Origin of the sequence: Phaeobacter sp. G2, assembly GCA_025163595.1 — a bacterium.
In the GTDB taxonomy this organism is placed as follows: Bacteria; Pseudomonadota; Alphaproteobacteria; order Rhodobacterales; family Rhodobacteraceae; genus Pseudophaeobacter.
The window spans coordinates 3545077-3563162 of record CP104100.1; the positions used below are offsets into that span (position 1 = coordinate 3545077).

Below are 18086 nucleotides of genomic sequence, written 5' to 3' on the forward strand. Positions count from 1 at the left end.
ACCATTTTTCATTGAAATTGCAGTGCTTTCATGGTGTTAGTGGCTATACCACTACACAAACGCTACACATTTTGTGGTGGCGTACATGAGGATTGCCTTAGATTTACCGCATCTCAAACCCGCTAGCCTAGGTGTTTCAGTTCTGCCGCAATTGCGGCAGCCCCCGCTGGCGGTTCACCGATCACCGCTCGGTTCACCACACAGGAGACAAGGCACTCCGCCGTGCTCTATTCTATGGCGCGGATTTGGTCGCTCAGCTTGGCAATAGTTGTCAAACGCTCTGCAATGCTTCTTTGAAAACTGCCGAGCTGATTGATGATGTCATCCAGGGTTTCCCCATCTTTGGGCAACCGCGCAGCTTCGATTTTGCAAAGAACCCTCGTGGTGCTTAGTCCCAAAAACTGTCGGTGCATCACATTGCAAGCATGTTGAATTCTGTCAGCTTCGAAATTGACTTGCTCGCCGCCTTTACAGGCCTGCTCCCTCTCTCTTTTGATAAGATTCGCAAGGATCTCACGCTCTTTCGCAATATCGGCCGTCCCCAGCGCCCGGCGCTCTTTGGAGAGGAGATCGTCACATTCTTCCAAAATGCGGGTCATGCCCTCAACAAACAGACGGTTGGTCACCGCGACTTTAATCTTGTGGAAATTGCTGTTTTCTCCCATGACGTTGGCCTCGAACCAGTTCGACATCTCAGAAGACATACTGCCATAGTTTTGCGATAATACGGTAACAGGGCCACCTGCTGGCTCGATGCGAGATGCGATCACTCTCAGATTATGAGGAATGGTCCGCATTGCATCAAATTCCCCAATCAGGCTTTTGGTTTCGGCAACTAGCGCATTGGCATCTGATACAGTTTGCTGCAGTTGCAGGATCTTTGGATCCGGAGCCGTATCGAGACCGGCAGAACGCGAAAGCAGCTCTTCGGTTAGAGCGGCGGTGCAAAACTGGTGATAGTTTTCATACCCTTTTGAAAGCACCCATTTTTTCAACAACTCCGCACTGTCGCTCGGAGACAGATCACCGTCCCCTTCGGCCTGCAGTAGCTCTGCATAGGCATTTTTGACCTCGGTGAACATTGCGCTGCTGGGGCGAATACGCGCAGAGAGGTATCCACCGGGGCAAGGGACAATGACCGCAAAAACCCAGTAATGCAGGCCGTCTTTTGTTTTGTTCTTGACGTAGGCACCTATGCTCTCGCCGCGTTTCAGGGTTTCCCACAACAGGTGGAATACACCTTTGGGCATATCTGGATGCCGAATGATCCGGTGCGGGGCACCGAGAAGTTCGTCCCATTCATAGTGAGCAACCCGCTTGAACACATAGTTGGCTGCTTTGATCACACCGCGTTCGTCTGTTCGCGAGATAAATACTTCATGAAGACCAAAGGGAGCTTCTCCCTGTGTCGGTCGAGCATGTAGGCGGCGGTCGTTGATTGTCACTTTGACGTTCCATTTTCATAATAGCTCTCTGCTAAGATTACTTAGAAATTCTTCCAAATTCTTTAAAAGGATTGTGGGCGCTCAACCGCGGTGAGCAAGCGGGGCTTGATGCACACCAAACCATTGAAGAAAAACGAAATTTGCAATAAATTATTGGTGATCGCCTGGTTCATCCGACTTGTCATGATGGCACGAGCGCACAGATGGAGGCAGCCCAATGCCTGAGTATAACCCCAGCCCCACTATCGGCGCGCGCTGGCGATCCTGCTGGGGACCTTGGCAATCACGTTTCAGCTGGGCAAGAGGTTAGTTGCTTCGGTAAACAAAGGACATTCTCCGTTTGACACCTTTTGGTGGCGGCGGGAAGGGATCGGCGTTTTGAACCTGCCTCTTGGCGGCACGAGCCAGCTCTTGCGTGCCTGTATTGCTGATAATTTCGACCCCCGCCAATGAGCCATCAGGATTTATCTCAAACAGAACCTGAACAACGCCTGGAACCGAAACCCGGACCGAGACGGCTCGGTTGAGATGAAGCAAAACCCGGCCGGCATAGTTGGTGGTGCTGGCGTTGCCGGTATTGCGGCTCGACTGCAGGCCAAAGCCTTCGGCCAGGGACCCACCGCTTTGCCCGGCAAAGGGATTGGTTTCACCGTTTTGATAGGCGCTCAGAGGCGATTCAATCAGTGGTGGAGACCGAAGAGCGCTCAGGTCCGTTGCGGCCTCTCTCGCCCCTGTGGGCGCGACCTGGGAGCGGCGGCGCGACAGCTGTGGGCGCAACGAAACGGCAACGGCCTGATCGGTCTCACCTTGCGCTGTGTCCGCTCTTTCGGGGGGGCTGCCTTCAGCCTCTGGGTCACTCAATGGCTCCAGTGTTTCAGGCGCGGAGGCTTCTCCCAGGGGAATAGTGGGAACCATTGAGGGCACCGGCGACGGGGTAACAGGCAGACTGGGCGGGACGGAAACCGACAAGGCCGCGCGAGGCTGTGGCGCAGGGGGGACTGGCGCCGTCGGGGCAACTGGTAGGGCGGGTGTTGGGTCGGGCACTGTCGGTGCTGTTTGCTGCGGTTCGGCAAGGCTGTCCTGCTGAGCGCCAGAGGGTGAGCGTGTCTGGGGTTCAGCAATCTGGTCCGGCGCCTGTTCGCCAGCTCCAGCTGCTTGCGACGTCACCTCCTCTGCCGTGCCTGTGTCCGGTGTAAAACTGCTCTGCGGTGTCTCGGATGCAACAAGCGCCTCACTGATCGGCGGTTTTGCACTTTCTGGCTCCGGGACATCGGCAGGCTCCGGCTCGGGCACATCAGCGGGTTCCGGTTCGGGCGGCGGAGTTGTTTCAGCAGGGGGCGGCTCTGGCTGCGGTTCGGTAAAGTCTTCAAAGGCGTTGCCAACAGCGATGGCATCCTCCCCTCCCTGCTCAGACGGCTGCGGAGACGGCCTAGTCTGCACAGCATGCAAACCGCCAAAATGCAGCAGCAGCGACAGCAGCAATGCGGCCATCGCGATAACAGTGGAGCCTCGGATCATTCCAGGGACCGCACAGTCACGAGAAAAACGCCGGGCGCGCCCAGACGGCGCAATGCGCCGGTCACCTCAATCAAACGGGCCCCTGGCACGGCGCGGTCCGGGACGATGCGCACCGGCTTGGCCCCATGGTCAGCCATATATGTCTGAGGATCGGTCACAGCGCCCCGGAAGCTCAATCTGCCATCCTGGTGCAACACCAGCGCATCCGGCGGCTCACGCCCTTCCAGGCCAGAGGTTTCCACCAACTGTAAATTGCTGTCCAGCGGCGGCGCAACCGTGCCGGCGATCAGGAAAAAGATCAGCATCAGGAAAACCACGTTGATCAGCGTGATCGTCGAGTCGCGTTTGCGGCCTATGCGGGGGCGCCTGATCATGGGATCATTCCAGCACCATGACGGACAGCCCCTTGCGGCCACGCAGATGCACCAACAGATCCACCACCCGCTGCGCCGAGGTATCGGCATCAAGACTAACCAGCACCTGCCCGGTTTCAACCTGTGCAGCCAGTTCTTCCAAAGTGACCGATGCGCCATTCAAAACAAGGCGTGAGGCCCCAAGCTGCACAAAAACCCTTTGATCGGGTTGTGTCTGTGGCGCCGCGGTCCCGGCGGTCGCCTGGCCCAACTCGATTTCACCAAAGGTTGAAAAGGTCGAGGTCAACATGAAGAACAGCAACAGCAAAAAGATCACATCAATGAGCGGCGTCATCGACAAGGCACGCCGGACAAAGGGGGCTTGGTTACGCATCGAAAGATGTGGCAACCTGTGCCTCGGCGGCCCGGACCTGGCCCGTTGACTGAGACCCGGCTTGGCTTTCTGCCTGGCCGGGCACCAGAACGGTTTGCAGGGCTTTGTCGGCAAACACTCTTTCGCGTGCAGTTCGGCTTTCAAACCAGGCCAGAACCATAGAGGTCGGCATGGCCACGGCCAGCCCGACAGCGGTGGTCAGCAGGGCCACCCAGATCCCTCCGGCCAGCAAAGACGGATCAACCGAAGAGCCGGCACCTTGCAGGTTCTGGAAGGCCTCGATCATACCAAGAACCGTGCCAAACAACCCCAACAAAGGCGCAAGCTGGGCAACGGTGTCGAGAAACCGAAAGCCGCGCTCCAGCCCGGCAAGGGCCAGCCCTGCTTCGGCTTCAAGTCGCCCCTCAAGATCAGCCTGGCCCTGGGCCTGCATTGCCGCACGCAACAAAGGCGCCAGATAGCTGCGGCTCTCAGAGATCCGCCGCTGCGCCGCCTGTCGCTCCCCGGCATCCCAGGCCTCCAGAGCGTCTGAGAGCACACGATGGCGGCCAACGCCGCAGGCGGCAAACTGCCAGAGCTTGTACAGCGTCACCCCAAGCGTCAGTACTGACACCGCAATCAGGATCAAAACCACCGGACCACCAAGGGCGAGGATCTCGCGGATGACATCAAATGACTTCATCCCAGCAACTCCACTGTTTGCCGGCTGCTCAGCGAAAGCGCCTTATCGCAGATCTTACTTTCGACCCCATCGACGAGGCAGGAGTTTGCACCGTTGATCAGCACCTGCCCCACCGTGCTGCAGGCCATATTTGGCAGCTCAAATTGGCGCACCCGAGGCCGGTTTTCAGGCAGCTCGCGAAAATCAAAAAGCGACAGGCTCACCACGCCACCTGAGGTGTCAAAGATCACAGTTTCAAAAATGCTCTGGTCGATAAGCTGGCCTGTCTCATTGCGCACCAGGAAAGTCAGCCGACAGGTTGCCCCCACATCCTGGAGGGCGTTCAGCTCCAGGAAAAGCGGCGATGCTGCCTTCTCGGCGGGTTGGGCCAATACCACACCTGGAAAGACGCTGAGACAGAGCACCAAAGAGGCGATATGGCGACGCAACATATGTTGGCTCCTGATTGTGCAGTGTTGAACCTAGCAGCAGTTGCCGGGTGCTGGCCTTGGGCGGCAGCACATCATTATTCATCTTATCCAAGATGGGGGTCAAGGGTAAGGATCCCTTACCATTTTGCGAAACGGGGAGACTGACCAAAAGCGGCAGACGGGAGCGCTGACCTAGGGGTCAAACCCATTCATCCGACATGTTCAGCCACCCCACAGGATCAGCGGATTGTAGCCGAACCCGCTGGGGCGGTCCGCAAGCGTGACAGGTCCGATGTATTGGGGCAGCCCACCGGCTCTGGAAACCAGGCCGATAAGGCCGTCACATTCAACTTGGACCACTCAAGTGGCGCGGATCAGGGGGCCGTGCGACTTGAGTGCTGGGTTCTCACGCAATACCCAATATACGGCGCGCTTGGCTTGCTGTTGCGACCGGTCTGTGATGCTGCGCGCAGATATCAGCGACACGTTGCACCAAAGCGGCATTCGACGGCGCAAGCTGCGTCTTGCTGAGGCGGATGTTGTCCTCTAGCCCTGTGCGCGCATGGCCGCCTGATGACACCGACCATTCATTCAAAACGAGCTGATTTGCACCAATCCCGGCTGCACACCACTGCGCCTTTTCGCCAAACAGCCGTTTGACGGTCTGGACATAAAAGTCAAACACCTGGCGATCTGCAGGCATGGCGTTTTTCACCCCCATGACAAATTGGACATACGGGGTATCTTTGATCTGGCCGCGTCTGTGCATGTCTGCGGCCTTCAGGATGTGGGACAGATCAAAGGCTTCGATCTCTGGCTTGATGGAATAGGACAGCATTTCTGCCGCCAACCAATCCACAAGCTCTGGCGGGTTTTCATACACCCGCGTCGGGAAATTGTTTGACCCCACCGAGAGCGAGGCCATGTCGGGGCCCAGCGGCAGCATGCCTCCCCGTGTTTGACCTGCGCCAGACCGCCCGCCCGTAGAAAACTGGATGATCATGCCGGGGCAATGTTTTTCCACCCCGTCTTTCAGGGCCGCGAATTTTTCAGGGTCACTGGACGGGGTTTCGTCGTCATTGCGCACATGGGCATGCACGATGCTTGCCCCCGCCTCAAAAGCCGCATGTGTGCTTTCGATCTGCTCTGAGACGGTGATTGGCACGGCCGGGTTATCTGCCTTGCGCGGCAAGCTCCCGGTAATCGCGACACAGATGATACAAGGCGTGCTCATGTGCTTGGCGCCAATACAAAATCATGGACCACTTCGTAGTAAGGTCCAGCAAAGCCAGCCTCTGCGATGCGGGCCGGGTCTTTGACCAGCTCAAACTTGGCGAGCAGACTTTCTTTCACCCCAAAAACCGCATCCGAGTGGATATATGGGTCGTCTGGATCAAAGATATGGGTGATCAGTGTCTCAAAACCCTCCGCTTCGAGGATGTAGTGCAAATGCGCGGGCCTAAAGGGGTGGCGCCCGAGTTTTTCGAGCATTTGACCAACAGGCCCATCATCGGGAATTGGGTAGAATTTCGGCTTTACCCCTTTGAAATGATACGAGCCATCTGCCCCAGTGCGAAACACCCCGCGCAGGTTGAAGTCAGGCTGCAGCCCCTTTTGCTGAACATCGTAAAAGCCTTCATCATTTGCCTGCCAGACATCAATCTTGGCCCCCTTGATCGGAACGCCATCGGTGCCAAGGATGCGGCCCTTGACCAACATCGGTTCGCCCTTTTCATCAAGGCAGATGTCGGACCCCATTGGCAACTCGGGGGCATCCGGCACATGGAACGGGCCAAGCACGGTGGACTCTGATGCGCCGGATGGTTTTCTGTTGTTGATCGCATCGACCAACATTGACACCCCAAGGCTATCCGACAGCAGGATAAACTCCTGCCGCCAATCATCACAGGTATGCCCTACTTTGGTGAGGAACTGGATCGCTTCGAACCACTCTTCCTGCGTTGGTTCAATTTCTTTCACGGCAGCATGCAGATGTTTGGTGATCGCGCCCATAACGGCAGCAAGACGTGCGTCTTTTGCCTGCGCATTGCGACTGATCACAACCTCGGCAGAGTTTTCTTCGGTGAAATAGCCCTGTTCTTGTGTGGACATCATGTTTTCCTATCGTGCCAGAATTGCAGTCAGAACCCGGGTCAGCTCCGCCACGGGATCATCCGCCATCGCGTCATTGCGCCAGCAGACATGTTGATCGGGGCGGGTCAGGATGCAGCCGGCATCGCCCACTTCACGCGCCCGCGCCCAATCGCCAGTATGATCGACATAGTCCTGACGCGGCCCAATTACATGCGCCTCCAGCTTGACGCCCAAGGCCTTGGAAACTTGTTCTGCAGCCTCTGCCCAGGCCCTCCCGCCAAGGCCAGTGAAGAGCGTGAAGGCCCCGCCACCCGCCAGGTCGAGCGTTGAGTGTTTGTCGCCTTTTTGATCAAACAGCCAGGCATGTGGAATGCGTGCGCCCGGCCAGGTGGTTGGCTGATAATGAAGGTCCGCATCCAGTGCAAAATCAGGTTCGATCTGACCATCGGTCACTGTCGCAGCTGAGGCATAGCGCTGGTTCATTTCAACACCATGGGCATCAAATTCATACTTCTTGAATGCAATCGCTGAATTTAACGCCGCGCGCTGTGCCTCTGCCTCTGGTGTCGTGCCACATCGGGCATCCATGTTGGCCTTGATCTGATCAATGTCCAATCCCCCGGTCATGCCGAGGGCTTCAAAAATTGGGCCAAATTCACCGATAGACTGGTTTGCACGGGTCACGATCTGTTTGGCCACGGGTGCGCGCTCGGCGGTGTAGCTGTCCAGCAAGCTCTCGCCTGCTTCCCCTTTGACCACGGCGGCCATTTTCCAGCACAGGTTGAATGCGTCTTGAATGGAGGTGTTCGAGCCAAGCCCATTTGAGGGCGGATGCCGGTGCGCCGCGTCCCCCATGATGAACACGCGCCCTTTGGACATCTGCGTGGCGTAGGTATCGTTTACTGTCCAGGTGTTGGCGCTGATGAGGTCAATCTCAAGCTCTGGATCACCAACCAATTGGCGGGCCACATCCGTCGCCATCGCTTCGTCCACCACCGGGGCAGGTTCGTTGATGTCATAGCCCCAAACGATCAGCCATTCATTCCAGGGGCGGATGGCGCGGATCAGACCCATACCGATCCCGCCAACATTGGCACCGGGCTGCATTACCCAATACAGAACCGAAGGACGGTGGGCGACATATTTGGTCAGGTCAGCGCGGAAATAGATATTCATCGACCCGCCAACACCCATTTTTCCTTCAAAGGGCAGGTCTTCGTTCTCGGCCACCAGAGAATTGCCGCCATCTGCGCCAATCAGGTACTTTGAGCGAATAGTGATCTCCTGGCCTGTCATGCGATCAAGGCAGGTGGTTGTCACCCCTTCGGCATCTTGAACGTGGGATTTATACTCTGTGCTCATCCGGGCGCGGCTGCCGCGCTTGCAGGCCGTTTTGAACAGGATCGGCTCCATGAAGGTCTGGGGCAGATCGTTCATAAAGGTTGGCGAAGACAGCAAGTGTTCCGCCTTGGACAAAGGATGCGTTCCCCAGGATTTCATGCGGCCGATTTCTTCCCCCGCAAGGCTTTCGCAGAAAACGTTTTCCCCCATCAGGCTCTGGTCCATCGCATTGAGGTAGACTTCACTCTCCACCTCTTTGCCCAGATCTCGCAGCACTTCCATTGTGCGCTGGTTGGTGATGTGCGCGCGTGGCGTGTTTGCCAGCCAGTGATACCGGTTGATGACGATATTCTCGACACCGTAGCTGGACAACAGGGCGCCGCTTGTGGAGCCAGCAGGCCCGGTACCGATGATCAAAACCTCTGTCGTGATATCTGCCATGAGTTTATTTCTCCTCAAGTTTGAGTCTGCCACCACTCAGGCGGCGGCGTATTGGAAAAAGGTGAAGCCCGGTGCGTTCGGAGACGAGTCCCCAAAGGCCACGTGGGGCGACCAGCATGATCGCGATGGCCAGCACACCAAGGGTCATAAGATACCAGCTGCCAAAATCAGCGAGCAGGGATTGCAGCGCAAAGAACACAAGCACGCCGAGGATCGGGCCCTCAATGGTGCCGATGCCGCCGATGACAACAATGAAAATCACATAGGCCGTCCAGTCGGTGGCGCTAAAGGCCGCGTCTGGGCTGATGCGGGCTTTTTGCATATAGATCAGCCCCCCTGCGAGCCCGGTGCCAAAAGCGGAGCTCAGGAACACGATCCATTTCATCCGCCCTGCATCCACGCCAACGGATTCCGCAGCCTGGGTGTTGTCACGCACTGCAGCCAACGCAAGCCCGCGCCGTGTGCGCAGCAGCCAGTAGATGCAGCCGATTGTCGCAAGAGCCAGCACCAGTGCCAGCCAATAGGCCAGGATATCGCGTGCCGCGGCTGAGCGCACATCAAGCGTCTCTTTGATGAGATCAACGAACCACATGTCGCGGGTTGCGTCACGAGGCAAGGATGTACCGGTTCCGCCGCCCAGGGTTTTCCATTGGGCAACCAGCAAGCGCACCACTTCGGCGATGACCCAGGTACCGATGGCAAAATAGGCGCCATTGAGGCGGAAAGCGAAAAACGCGGTGGGTACAGCGATCACAAGTGCTGCGATGCCTGCAAAAAGGATCGCGGGAACTGGATCAACGCCCCAAAGGATCACCGCGCCGAACAGCGCGTAGGCGCCCATCCCGACAAGGGCCTGTTGCCCAATGCTCACCAGCCCGCTGTAGCCCGCAAGCAGGTTCCAGAACTGCGCCAGAACCAGCATTGTCAGGATGAAAAACATGTCCTGAATTGCGCTGCGGCCCGCAAAGAACGGCAGCGCGATCAAAACGGCGATCAGGACAACGCCAAGGATGGCGGCAATCCGCGAGGCGGGGGTTTGAGTTGTTACAGAATATGCCATCAGTCATTCGCTCTCGGAAATAGGCCGCGGGGGCGCAAAAGCAGCACCACAAGAAACGCAATGTGCCCGGACAGGATTTGCCATTCGGGATTGATGGCCGCGCCCAGCGTTTGGGCCACGCCGATGATGACCCCGCCCAGTAGCGTGCCCCAAAGCGAGCCAAGACCTCCGATGATAACGGCCTCAAAGGCATAGATCAGGCGGGCGGGGCCGATATTGGGGTCAAAATTTGCACGCAGGCCAAGGTAAAGCGCCGCAACTGTGACGATCACCAGTGCAATGCCTGTAGCGGTGGCAAAGATGTTCGCAGGCTTGATGCCCATCAGGCTGGCGGTGGTTGCGTCATCGGATGTGGCACGAAAGGCGCGGCCAAGCTCGGTCCGGTAAAACAGCTGGTTCAGCCCAACAATCACCAAAACAGCAGAGCCAAAGGTCAGCAACGGCATGACACCCAGAGTGATCGGCCCAACGTCGAGTGAGGCCGTTGTCAGCGCATTTGTCGGCAAGCGTTGGCTATCAGCAGAAAAGCCTTCCAGAAGCGCGTTTTGCAGCGCAATCGACAGGCCAAATGTCACCAGTAATGGCGGCAGGATATCATCGCCCAGCGTTCGGTTCAGCAGGAACTTTTGCAGCAGATAGCCAAATGCAAACATTACCGGCATGGCGATAAGGGCTGCGATAAACGGTGAAAGGCCCAGCAAGGTCACCAACACCAGAATAAGGTAAGCGCCCATCACAATCAGATCGCCATGGGCGAGGTTCACCAGGCGCATGATCCCGAACACCAGGCTCAGGCCTGAGGCAAAAAGTGCATAAAGGCCACCCAGCAGGATGCCTTGAATGATTGTATCGATCCAGATCAATGGCCTGCTCCAAAATATGCGTCGTGAATGTCGTCGCGTGACAGGCTGTCGGGCGTGCCCGTCAGGGTGATACGCCCCTCCATCATGCAATAGACCCGGTCGGCGACGGCCATGGCCTGCGCGATGTCTTGTTCCACCACGATCAACGATGCGCCCGCCGTTTTGATCTGCGGAATGGCTTGGTAAATGTCCTTGATGACGACGGGCGCCAGCCCGAGGCTGATTTCATCGCAAAGCAGCACCCGTGGGTTGCTCATCAGCGCCCGGCCAATGGCGACCATCTGTTGCTGCCCACCCGAGAGCGCCGTCCCCGGAGTGTTCCGCCGCTCTCCCAGGATCGGGAAGAGTTCATAGACAGTGTCCAACGTCCAGTGCCCCTTGATCTTGCGCCCATAGGTGCCGATCAAAAGGTTCTCCTCGACGCTTAGGGAGGGGAAAATTTTACGCCCTTCAGGCACCATCGCGACGCCTTGGGACATGATTTCATCTGCGGGCTGCGTACCGATTGGGATGCCGTCATAAAGCACCGCTTTTGGCTCATTGCGTAGAACACCGGCAATTGAGCGCATGAGCGTCGTCTTGCCAGCACCGTTTGCGCCGATGATCGCAATGGTTTCAGCCTCGCCCAAGTCGATATCAACTCCAAAGAGCGCTTGAAAATCCCCGTAGTGGGCGGTCAGGTTCTGCGTGCTCAAAAGGCCCATTAGACTTCGATCCCCAGATAAATTTCTTGGACTTCCCGGCTTGCCATGATCTCATCCGGATCACCGAGCCCGATAACTTTGCCGAAATCCAGCACCAGCAGGCGCTCCACCACCGAGGTCAGCGCGTGCAGCACATGTTCAATCCAGATGATCGTGACGCCTTGCGCATGGATGTCCTTGATGGTGCGGATCAGCGCCTGACATTCGCCTTCGGTCAAGCCGCCTGCGATTTCATCCAGCAACAACAGTTTGGGCTGCGTCGCCATGGCACGGGACAGTTCCAGCCGTTTGCGTTCCAACAGCGACAGCTGCCCCGCAGGCGTGTTCGCTTGGGCGATCAGTTCCGTTCGCTCCAGAACCTCGGCGCAATCGTCACGCACCGCAGCTTCGGACATGTTGCGCCCATGGGTCGCGGCAACCAGGAGGTTCTCGTAGACTGTCAGCTTTTCAAAGGGCTGCGGGATTTGAAAGGATCGCCCGATCCCTGTCAGGCAGCGCTCCATCGCCGACACTTTGGTTACGTCGCGCCCTTCAAAATGAATGCTGCCCTGGTTGGCACGAATAGTACCGGTGATCAGGTTGAACAGGGTCGATTTACCCGCCCCATTTGGCCCGATGATGCCCAGCGCCTGCCCCTGCGGAACATCAAAGCTGGCATCATCCGTCACCGTCAAGGCGCCGAAACTTTTGGTAACTGATTGGAGCGATAGGATCGACATGGCTTTATCCAAGGCCCCAAAGGAAGGGGCCATCTAACAAGAGGAGAGAGAGGCACCCCGCCAGGGTCGGCGGGGCGCAGATGCAGAAGCTTTAGGAAATTTCTTCCATTGCTCCGCCTGTCGGGATGTTTGGATGTTTGGAATTTTCCACAATCACCAGCTCGTAACCGCCGCTATCCTTGAGGCGCCACTGGCCACCGACGAGCGGTGTCTTGGCCACGTTCTGCGCCGCAAAGGGCGGCAGGCCTGCACCATCAAAGGCGATGCGCCCAACCATTGAATCCAGTTGCGTTGCAGCAATGGCAGAGGTGACTTCGTCAGGGTCGCGGCTGTCTTCTACGCGTCCCATGACGTTTGCTGCCATCTCGAACAAGGCATGGGCAAAGCCAATCGGCTGGGTCCAGGACTTACCTGTCGTTCCCGTATAGCGCGCTGCAAGGTCGCCTGCGGATTGCCCCGTGAGCGATGACGCAAAGGGATGCGACGGGGACCACCAGACTTCGGAACTCAGGTTGTGACCATGTTCGCCCAGTGCTTCGACGGCTTGCGGGAACAGGATTGCTTTGCCAATACTGGCAGCCTTTGGGTTGAACCCTTGCTGTTTCGCCTGCGTCCAGAAGGTCGTGAAGTCTGGCGGAATGGGGACGCCTGTGACGATCTCGCAATTGGCTGCTTTGAAAGCATTGATTTGCGCGCTGAAATCATCTGTGAGGTTCTGATACCGCCCCGTATCTGTCAGGCTGAACCCTTGGGCGTCCAGTACGGGCGGGAAGCCCGCATTTGGGTCCCCCCATGCATTGCCGTCCCCATCATTGGGGAAAATGGCCCCGACTGATTTGTTGGTATCAAGCTGGTTCCACATGGCGGTAAAGGTGGAAATGACATCCTCTAGCCCCCAGAAAAAGTGGAAGCTGAAGTCAAACGGCCGCCAGCTGTTCGGATCACCAGGGTTGCCCTGCTGGCCGATGAAATAGGGCTGCCAGGGCGCCACGGTAGAAATCACCGGGATCTCTTCGGACTCGCAGGTTGTGGCAACGGGATTGGTGGTTTCCGGTGTCGAAGCCACAAGCATCATATCGATTTCGTCATCAATAATCAGCTCTTTGGCGACTTCGGCGGCACGGTTTGGGTTGGACTGGCTATCCTTGACGATCACCTCGAAGTTTGCGCCAGCCTCGGAATTCAGGAAGCCGTCGATGATGAAACCGTCGGCATCCGAAAAGGCAGCCAAGGGACCGGACTGAGGGCTGACATAGCCAAGCCGGATTTTTGCGCCCTGCCCCAGCGCCGGGGCAGCAAGCCCCCCGGCAGCCAGCGTCAGGCCGGTTGCGGCGGATGATTGAAGTAGCTTACGGCGTGATAACATAATGTCCTCCCAAACATCGTGATGCTTATTGAATTGGTGCGTCTCCGGCCCAGGCAGCCTGCAACAGCGCGCGAATGTCATCGCGGGTCACGGGCTGTGGGTTTGGATAGGGTTTTGTGGTTGCCAGATCTGCGGCGTGATCAAGATCGCGCTGTTGCAGGCCCAAGTCGCGTAAAGCGGTTGGTGCGTTCATCTTTTGAGCAAAAGCGTGCAGCGCTGTTCCAGCGTTTTCGCCGCCCAGAAGATCACAAATTGGCTGTAATTCGCGCCCGGCGGCGCGGGCATTGTAGGCAATGGCATGGGGCAGAACGATCGCATGAGTTTCTGCATGGGGCAGATTGAATGCGCCGCCCAGCGTGTGACAAAGTTTGTGATGCAGGGCCATGTCGACCCGCCCCAAAACGGTCCCACAGGCCCATGCGCCGCGCAGAGTTGCTTCGCGCGCCACTAGGTCAGACGGCTCCCTGAGCACCCTGGGCAGGCCATCAATGAAGGCTTCAAGCCCCTGGATCGCCATTGCGGTTGTTTCGCCTGTGCGATTGGTCGCATACAGCGCCTCTGCCGCATGGGCCATCGCATTCAGCGCCGATGTGACCGTCATTGGCACAGGAAGCGTCCTCACCAACTCAGAATCGTACAGGATGACCTCTGGCAAAACGCTTGGGTCGCTCAGGGTGGTTTTGACACCCTTTTCCGTTTGGCCGAGGATTGGCGTGCATTCACTGCCTGCATAGGTCGTTGGGATCACGATCTGTGGCAGGCCGGTTCTAAAAGCAATCGCTTTGCCTAGCCCGGTGGTTGATCCGCCACCGATGGCAATCAGGCAATCTGTTTGCGTTTCAGCAACCTGGGCCATCGCGGCCTCTGTGACATGAACAGGGGTATGCATTTCTGCTTTGCAAAAGACCCCAACCGCCAAAGGCCCAAGCAATTCGGCAATCTCCAACGCCGCGTCGCTCTGTTGCGGCGTGGCCAGAACCAGCACCTTGGATGCGCCGATCCGCTGGACTTCGGCGGCGATGGACATGCGCTTTGCCGCCCCAAAGACAACGCGAACAGCTGTGTCCGAATTCTGAATTGGCTGTGGCACGATGTCTTCTCCGCTCATTGTTTCGTCCATATTAGATGCAAAAACTGAGTGGTTGATCGAATATGAGACAATCAATATACCTTTAGGTTATGAAGATTGATCCAAATCACCTGCATATGCTGTCTGCCATCATCGACGCGGGCGGGTTGAGCGAAGGCGCTGCCGCACTTAACAAGTCTCAACCAAGCGTTTCTCGTTCTTTGGCGATGCTGGAGAAAAGGCTTGGGGCGCGGTTATTCGAAAAGGGAAAAAGGCCCCTGAGGCCGACAGAGCTTTGCCTGACGCTGGCTGAACAGGGAAGAGTGGTGGCAAAGGCCAGTGAGGCAGCCCAAACCGCTGCAGAGCTGTATTCCAGAGGCAAGGCTGGAACCGCACGCATTGCGGGCACACCAATTTTTATGGACGGCGTTATCTCTGGAATGCTTGCTTCTTTTCAAACAGCCTTTCCCGATGTCACCATTCATCAAACCTATGGGTATTTACCTGAGCTTAGCGAACAGCTCAGCGCTGGCCTGATCGATTTGGCAATCTGCCCGGTCAATGCCAATGCGGTGCCACCGAAGTTGAGTTTCAAGCCAATTTTGCGCGGTAGAAATGTCATAGCATGTGCGCCATCCCACCCGCTCGCACGTAAATCAGCGTTCAAGCTGGAAGATATAGCGGCCTACCCCTGGATCGCGCCACCTGCCGGAAGCCCGCTCTATGAAGACCTGCGCATGGCTCTGCAAAGCATCGGGATTACGGACTTTCGGGTCAGCTTTACCGGTGGCTCGCTTGCATCAATATTCAGCGTGATGGCCGGATCAAATTCTCTCACTGTTTTACCGTATTCCGTCGTCTTCATGCAAAGCACAACGAAGATCATCACAGCGCTGCCGGTGAAACTGGAACACCCCGAAAGAGAGCTTGGGCTTTTGTGGGACCCTGACCGCCCTCTTCGCCCGGCAGTTAAACGGTTCCATAAATTCCTCGAAGCCGAATTTACTGGCTTGGCCCAGCGCATTGATGAAAAAGGCCGCCAAGACGTTTGGCGACGTTGATCTGGATTTAGCTTATGCGCCGGAATGCGAAGGCATGCCCCGGGCGGGGGCTCCAACGTAAGGTGTTGCGATTGAAACGATACCCCCGATCAGTGCCCGCCTTAGCCAAACCGCCTGCAGCAATGAAAGGTATTCCTTCGCTTTATGGAAGGTGGTCACCAAAACCGCAGGTGTTCACGCGGCATTTTCTTCTTGATCGTCAATAGGTTTGCAGGTGATCCGGCGCATGTCCTCGCGGGCCATTGGCAGGCCAAAGTAGTAGCCCTGGCTTGAGGTGCAATTTTCCTCACGCAGGAATATAAGCTCGTCTTCGCTCTCGACCCCTTCAGCGAGTACCGGAATGTCCAGTGCATCACCAAGCAGCAAGGTGGAGCGCACAATCGCGGCACGTTGCGGGTTCTTATGCACATCCTGAATAAAGCTGCGGTCAATCTTGATCTTGTCAAAGGGGAAGGTCTGCAACATCGACAGCGACGAATAGCCGGTGCCAAAATCATCCATGGCAATCCGAATACCCAGCGCCTTCAGCTTGTGCATCACCTTGAGCGTATGTGCCTGGTCGTGGATAATGCTGGCCTCGGTGATCTCCAGTTCCAAACGCTGCGGCAGCAGGCCAGTTTCGAACAAATTGTCCATCACGTTTTCCAGAAACGAGGGCTGTACCAGCTGCTGCGGTGCCACATTGACAGCAACACTATAGGGGTAATCCCATTGAGCTGCCTCGCGGCAGGCCTCCCGTAGAACCCAGGCACCGATGTCGCGCACCAGGCCGGTTTCCTCGGCGACCGGGATAAACTCTTCTGGCGACACCCGTCCGCGGGTCGGATGATTCCAGCGCAGCAGAACCTCGAACCCTTCTGGCGCCAGTGTTTCCAACCGGTTCTGCAGCTGATACACCAGTTCGAATTCGTCGTTTTCCAGCGCCCTGCGCAGGTCATGGACGAGCTGCATCTTGTTGCGGTTGATCCGACCCATTTCCTCATCAAACAGGCAGATTGGCCGGTCGGTTTCTGACTTGGCCCGATACATCGCCACATCCGATTTATGCAGCAACTGGGCTGCATCTCGCCCATCCTCCAGCGTCGTTGCAATCCCTATGGATGCCCCAACACGCAGAGAGACCTCTTCGAGGTCGATAGGCTCGATGATGGCCGCATGCAACCGTTTGGCAAAGCTCAGCACCTCCTCGATGCAGCGAAAGCCAACCTGTATGGCCACAAATTCATCGCCACCCGCCCGTGCAACATATTCGCCCTCCCCCAGTTGCATGCTCAATCGCCAAGCGACCCGGCGCAACACTGCATCGCCCATGGCGTGACCGTGCAGATCGTTCACCTCCTTAAAGAGGTTGAGATCCATCGTCAGCATTGCCACCCGCGCCGTTTCATCCTCGGCCAACTGTGTCGCCAAGTCGTCCATTTTGCGGGCCAGCCACATGCGGTTGGGCATACTGGTCAGGGGGTCATGCAGGGCTGCGTGTTCAAGTTGCGAGCGTGATTCACCCTCAAGATTGACCTCGATACTTGCCGAAGCAATGGCAATCAGCAGGATGATCACGGTGACACCAAAAATAAGCATCGCCATAGCGGTGTCCGAAATCGCCATGGGGGGCACAACTACAGACGAGTCGAGACGGATCTCCACCGCGCTCATGCCGGTGAAATGCATCAGACAGATTGCCAAGACCATAGTGGCAGCTGGCCAGATCCGCCCTGCCATCCCATCAAGACGTTTGGCAATCAACCCGTAGCTGATAGCCCCTAAGCCCGCTCCTAATAGAACAGATGCCACCATATGCGGCAGGCTCCAGACAATCCTCCCCGGCAACAGATAGGCGCTCATGCCAGTGTAATGCATCGCAGCCACACAGAGGCCAAAAATTGCCCCAGCCACATAGGGCGCATAGCGGTTGTTGCCATAGGCCAGCCAGGCGTTGGCCGCGACCGAACCCAAGATCCCCACCAAGAGCGACAGACCGGTCAAGACTGGTTCATAGCCATGTGCATAGCCTGGGTCATAAGCCAGCATTGCGATAAAATGGGTCGACCAGATCGTCGCTCCGGTAATCAACCCCGCCAAGGGCAGTTGCACGAGGCGCCGCTTGCCCTTCCATTGTGTCAAGCGGGAGGACATATGGGTGGAGAGCACCGAGCCAATGACGCAAATAAAAGCCGCCACTGCAACCAGGCCATAGATATGGTCCTGGGTAATGCAGTCCAATAATCGATACATGAACGAAGTCCTCGGGTCGTGTACAGCCCGTGGATTGTCCCGCTGAAAGATTAACAAACTCCCGTCAATCTTCCGGCCCCAAAGTGTAATATGTATATAATTCTAGTATTTAAGGGCGGGTTTTTGCTCAATTTGCTCTTGCGAATCTGCTTGGATCAACCTGCTTTGGCGCGGCGCGCCCGTTTCCAAGATCACCACCGAACTGCCGCGCTCTCCAACAGCTGCTTTTGCTTGCTTCGTATAGTCTCAGGGGTTCTTCCCGTTTCTTCCCTTCTCTTCCATTACTTATCCCTCTGCCCCACTATACTCAGGCATAACGCGGACGGCCTCTCCC

General features: G+C 56.9%; 17 protein-coding genes. 1 reads left to right on the top strand and 16 read right to left on the bottom strand.

Annotation, left to right across the window (positions count from 1 at the left end; all coding sequences use genetic code 11):
- Positions 1–227: 227 nt before the first annotated feature.
- The 15 genes from N1037_16860 to N1037_16930 all read right to left on the bottom strand — a co-directional run bounded on the left by N1037_16860 (position 228) and on the right by N1037_16930 (position 14498).
- On the bottom strand, positions 228–1445 hold the full coding sequence (locus N1037_16860) for a PAS domain-containing protein (protein ID UWS78913.1): 1218 nt from the start codon (positions 1443–1445) through the stop codon (positions 228–230).
- A 306-nt stretch (positions 1446–1751) separates the two neighbouring features.
- On the bottom strand, positions 1752–2963 hold the full coding sequence (locus tag N1037_16865) for a TonB family protein (GenBank protein ID UWS78914.1): 1212 nt from the start codon (positions 2961–2963) through the stop codon (positions 1752–1754).
- Positions 2960–3337 (bottom strand): biopolymer transporter ExbD, encoded by a 378-nt coding sequence (locus N1037_16870; GenBank protein UWS78915.1) that lies wholly within the window; start codon positions 3335–3337, stop codon positions 2960–2962. The genes N1037_16865 and N1037_16870 overlap by 4 nt, the downstream gene beginning before the upstream one ends.
- A gap of 4 nt (positions 3338–3341) precedes the next feature.
- Positions 3342–3710, bottom strand: a complete 369-nt coding sequence (locus N1037_16875; GenBank protein UWS78916.1) for a biopolymer transporter ExbD — start codon at positions 3708–3710, stop codon at positions 3342–3344.
- Positions 3703–4392: a MotA/TolQ/ExbB proton channel family protein gene (locus N1037_16880; protein UWS78917.1), complete on the bottom strand. Its 690-nt coding sequence runs from the start codon at positions 4390–4392 to the stop codon at positions 3703–3705. Before N1037_16880 ends, N1037_16875 begins: the two co-directional genes overlap by 8 nt.
- Positions 4389–4823: a hypothetical protein gene (locus N1037_16885; protein ID UWS78918.1), complete on the bottom strand. Its 435-nt coding sequence runs from the start codon at positions 4821–4823 to the stop codon at positions 4389–4391. The genes N1037_16880 and N1037_16885 overlap by 4 nt, the downstream gene beginning before the upstream one ends.
- Before the next feature lie 385 nt (positions 4824–5208).
- Positions 5209–6036, bottom strand: coding sequence for a 3-keto-5-aminohexanoate cleavage protein (locus tag N1037_16890; GenBank protein ID UWS78919.1), 828 nt, complete (start codon positions 6034–6036; stop codon positions 5209–5211).
- Positions 6033–6914, bottom strand: a complete 882-nt coding sequence (locus tag N1037_16895) for an intradiol ring-cleavage dioxygenase (GenBank protein ID UWS78920.1) — start codon at positions 6912–6914, stop codon at positions 6033–6035. Before N1037_16895 ends, N1037_16890 begins: the two co-directional genes overlap by 4 nt.
- Positions 6915–6923: 9 nt before the next feature.
- Positions 6924–8678 carry an FAD-dependent monooxygenase gene (locus N1037_16900; GenBank protein UWS78921.1) on the bottom strand — a complete coding sequence of 585 codons (1755 nt, stop codon included), beginning with the start codon at positions 8676–8678 and terminating at the stop codon, positions 6924–6926.
- A gap of 4 nt (positions 8679–8682) precedes the next feature.
- Positions 8683–9738 carry a branched-chain amino acid ABC transporter permease gene (locus N1037_16905; GenBank protein ID UWS78922.1) on the bottom strand — a complete coding sequence of 352 codons (1056 nt, stop codon included), beginning with the start codon at positions 9736–9738 and terminating at the stop codon, positions 8683–8685.
- On the bottom strand, positions 9738–10601 hold the full coding sequence (locus N1037_16910; protein UWS78923.1) for a branched-chain amino acid ABC transporter permease: 864 nt from the start codon (positions 10599–10601) through the stop codon (positions 9738–9740). Before N1037_16910 ends, N1037_16905 begins: the two co-directional genes overlap by 1 nt.
- Positions 10598–11305 carry an ABC transporter ATP-binding protein gene (locus N1037_16915; GenBank protein ID UWS78924.1) on the bottom strand — a complete coding sequence of 236 codons (708 nt, stop codon included), beginning with the start codon at positions 11303–11305 and terminating at the stop codon, positions 10598–10600. Before N1037_16915 ends, N1037_16910 begins: the two co-directional genes overlap by 4 nt.
- Positions 11305–12024 carry an ABC transporter ATP-binding protein gene (locus N1037_16920; protein UWS78925.1) on the bottom strand — a complete coding sequence of 240 codons (720 nt, stop codon included), beginning with the start codon at positions 12022–12024 and terminating at the stop codon, positions 11305–11307. The genes N1037_16915 and N1037_16920 overlap by 1 nt, the downstream gene beginning before the upstream one ends.
- Positions 12025–12115: 91 nt before the next feature.
- Positions 12116–13390, bottom strand: a complete 1275-nt coding sequence (locus N1037_16925) for an ABC transporter substrate-binding protein (GenBank protein UWS78926.1) — start codon at positions 13388–13390, stop codon at positions 12116–12118.
- A 25-nt stretch (positions 13391–13415) separates the two neighbouring features.
- Positions 13416–14498, bottom strand: coding sequence for a maleylacetate reductase (locus tag N1037_16930; GenBank protein ID UWS78927.1), 1083 nt, complete (start codon positions 14496–14498; stop codon positions 13416–13418).
- Positions 14499–14569: 71 nt separating this feature from the next.
- Between N1037_16930 and N1037_16935 the strand changes: the two genes are divergently transcribed.
- Positions 14570–15520: a LysR family transcriptional regulator gene (locus N1037_16935; protein UWS78928.1), complete on the top strand. Its 951-nt coding sequence runs from the start codon at positions 14570–14572 to the stop codon at positions 15518–15520.
- A gap of 174 nt (positions 15521–15694) precedes the next feature.
- Here N1037_16935 and N1037_16940 read toward each other — a convergent pair whose 3' ends face one another.
- Entirely contained in the window at positions 15695–17752 is a 2058-nt protein-coding gene (locus tag N1037_16940; protein UWS78929.1) for an EAL domain-containing protein, read from the bottom strand.
- Positions 17753–18086: the final 334 nt, after the last annotated feature.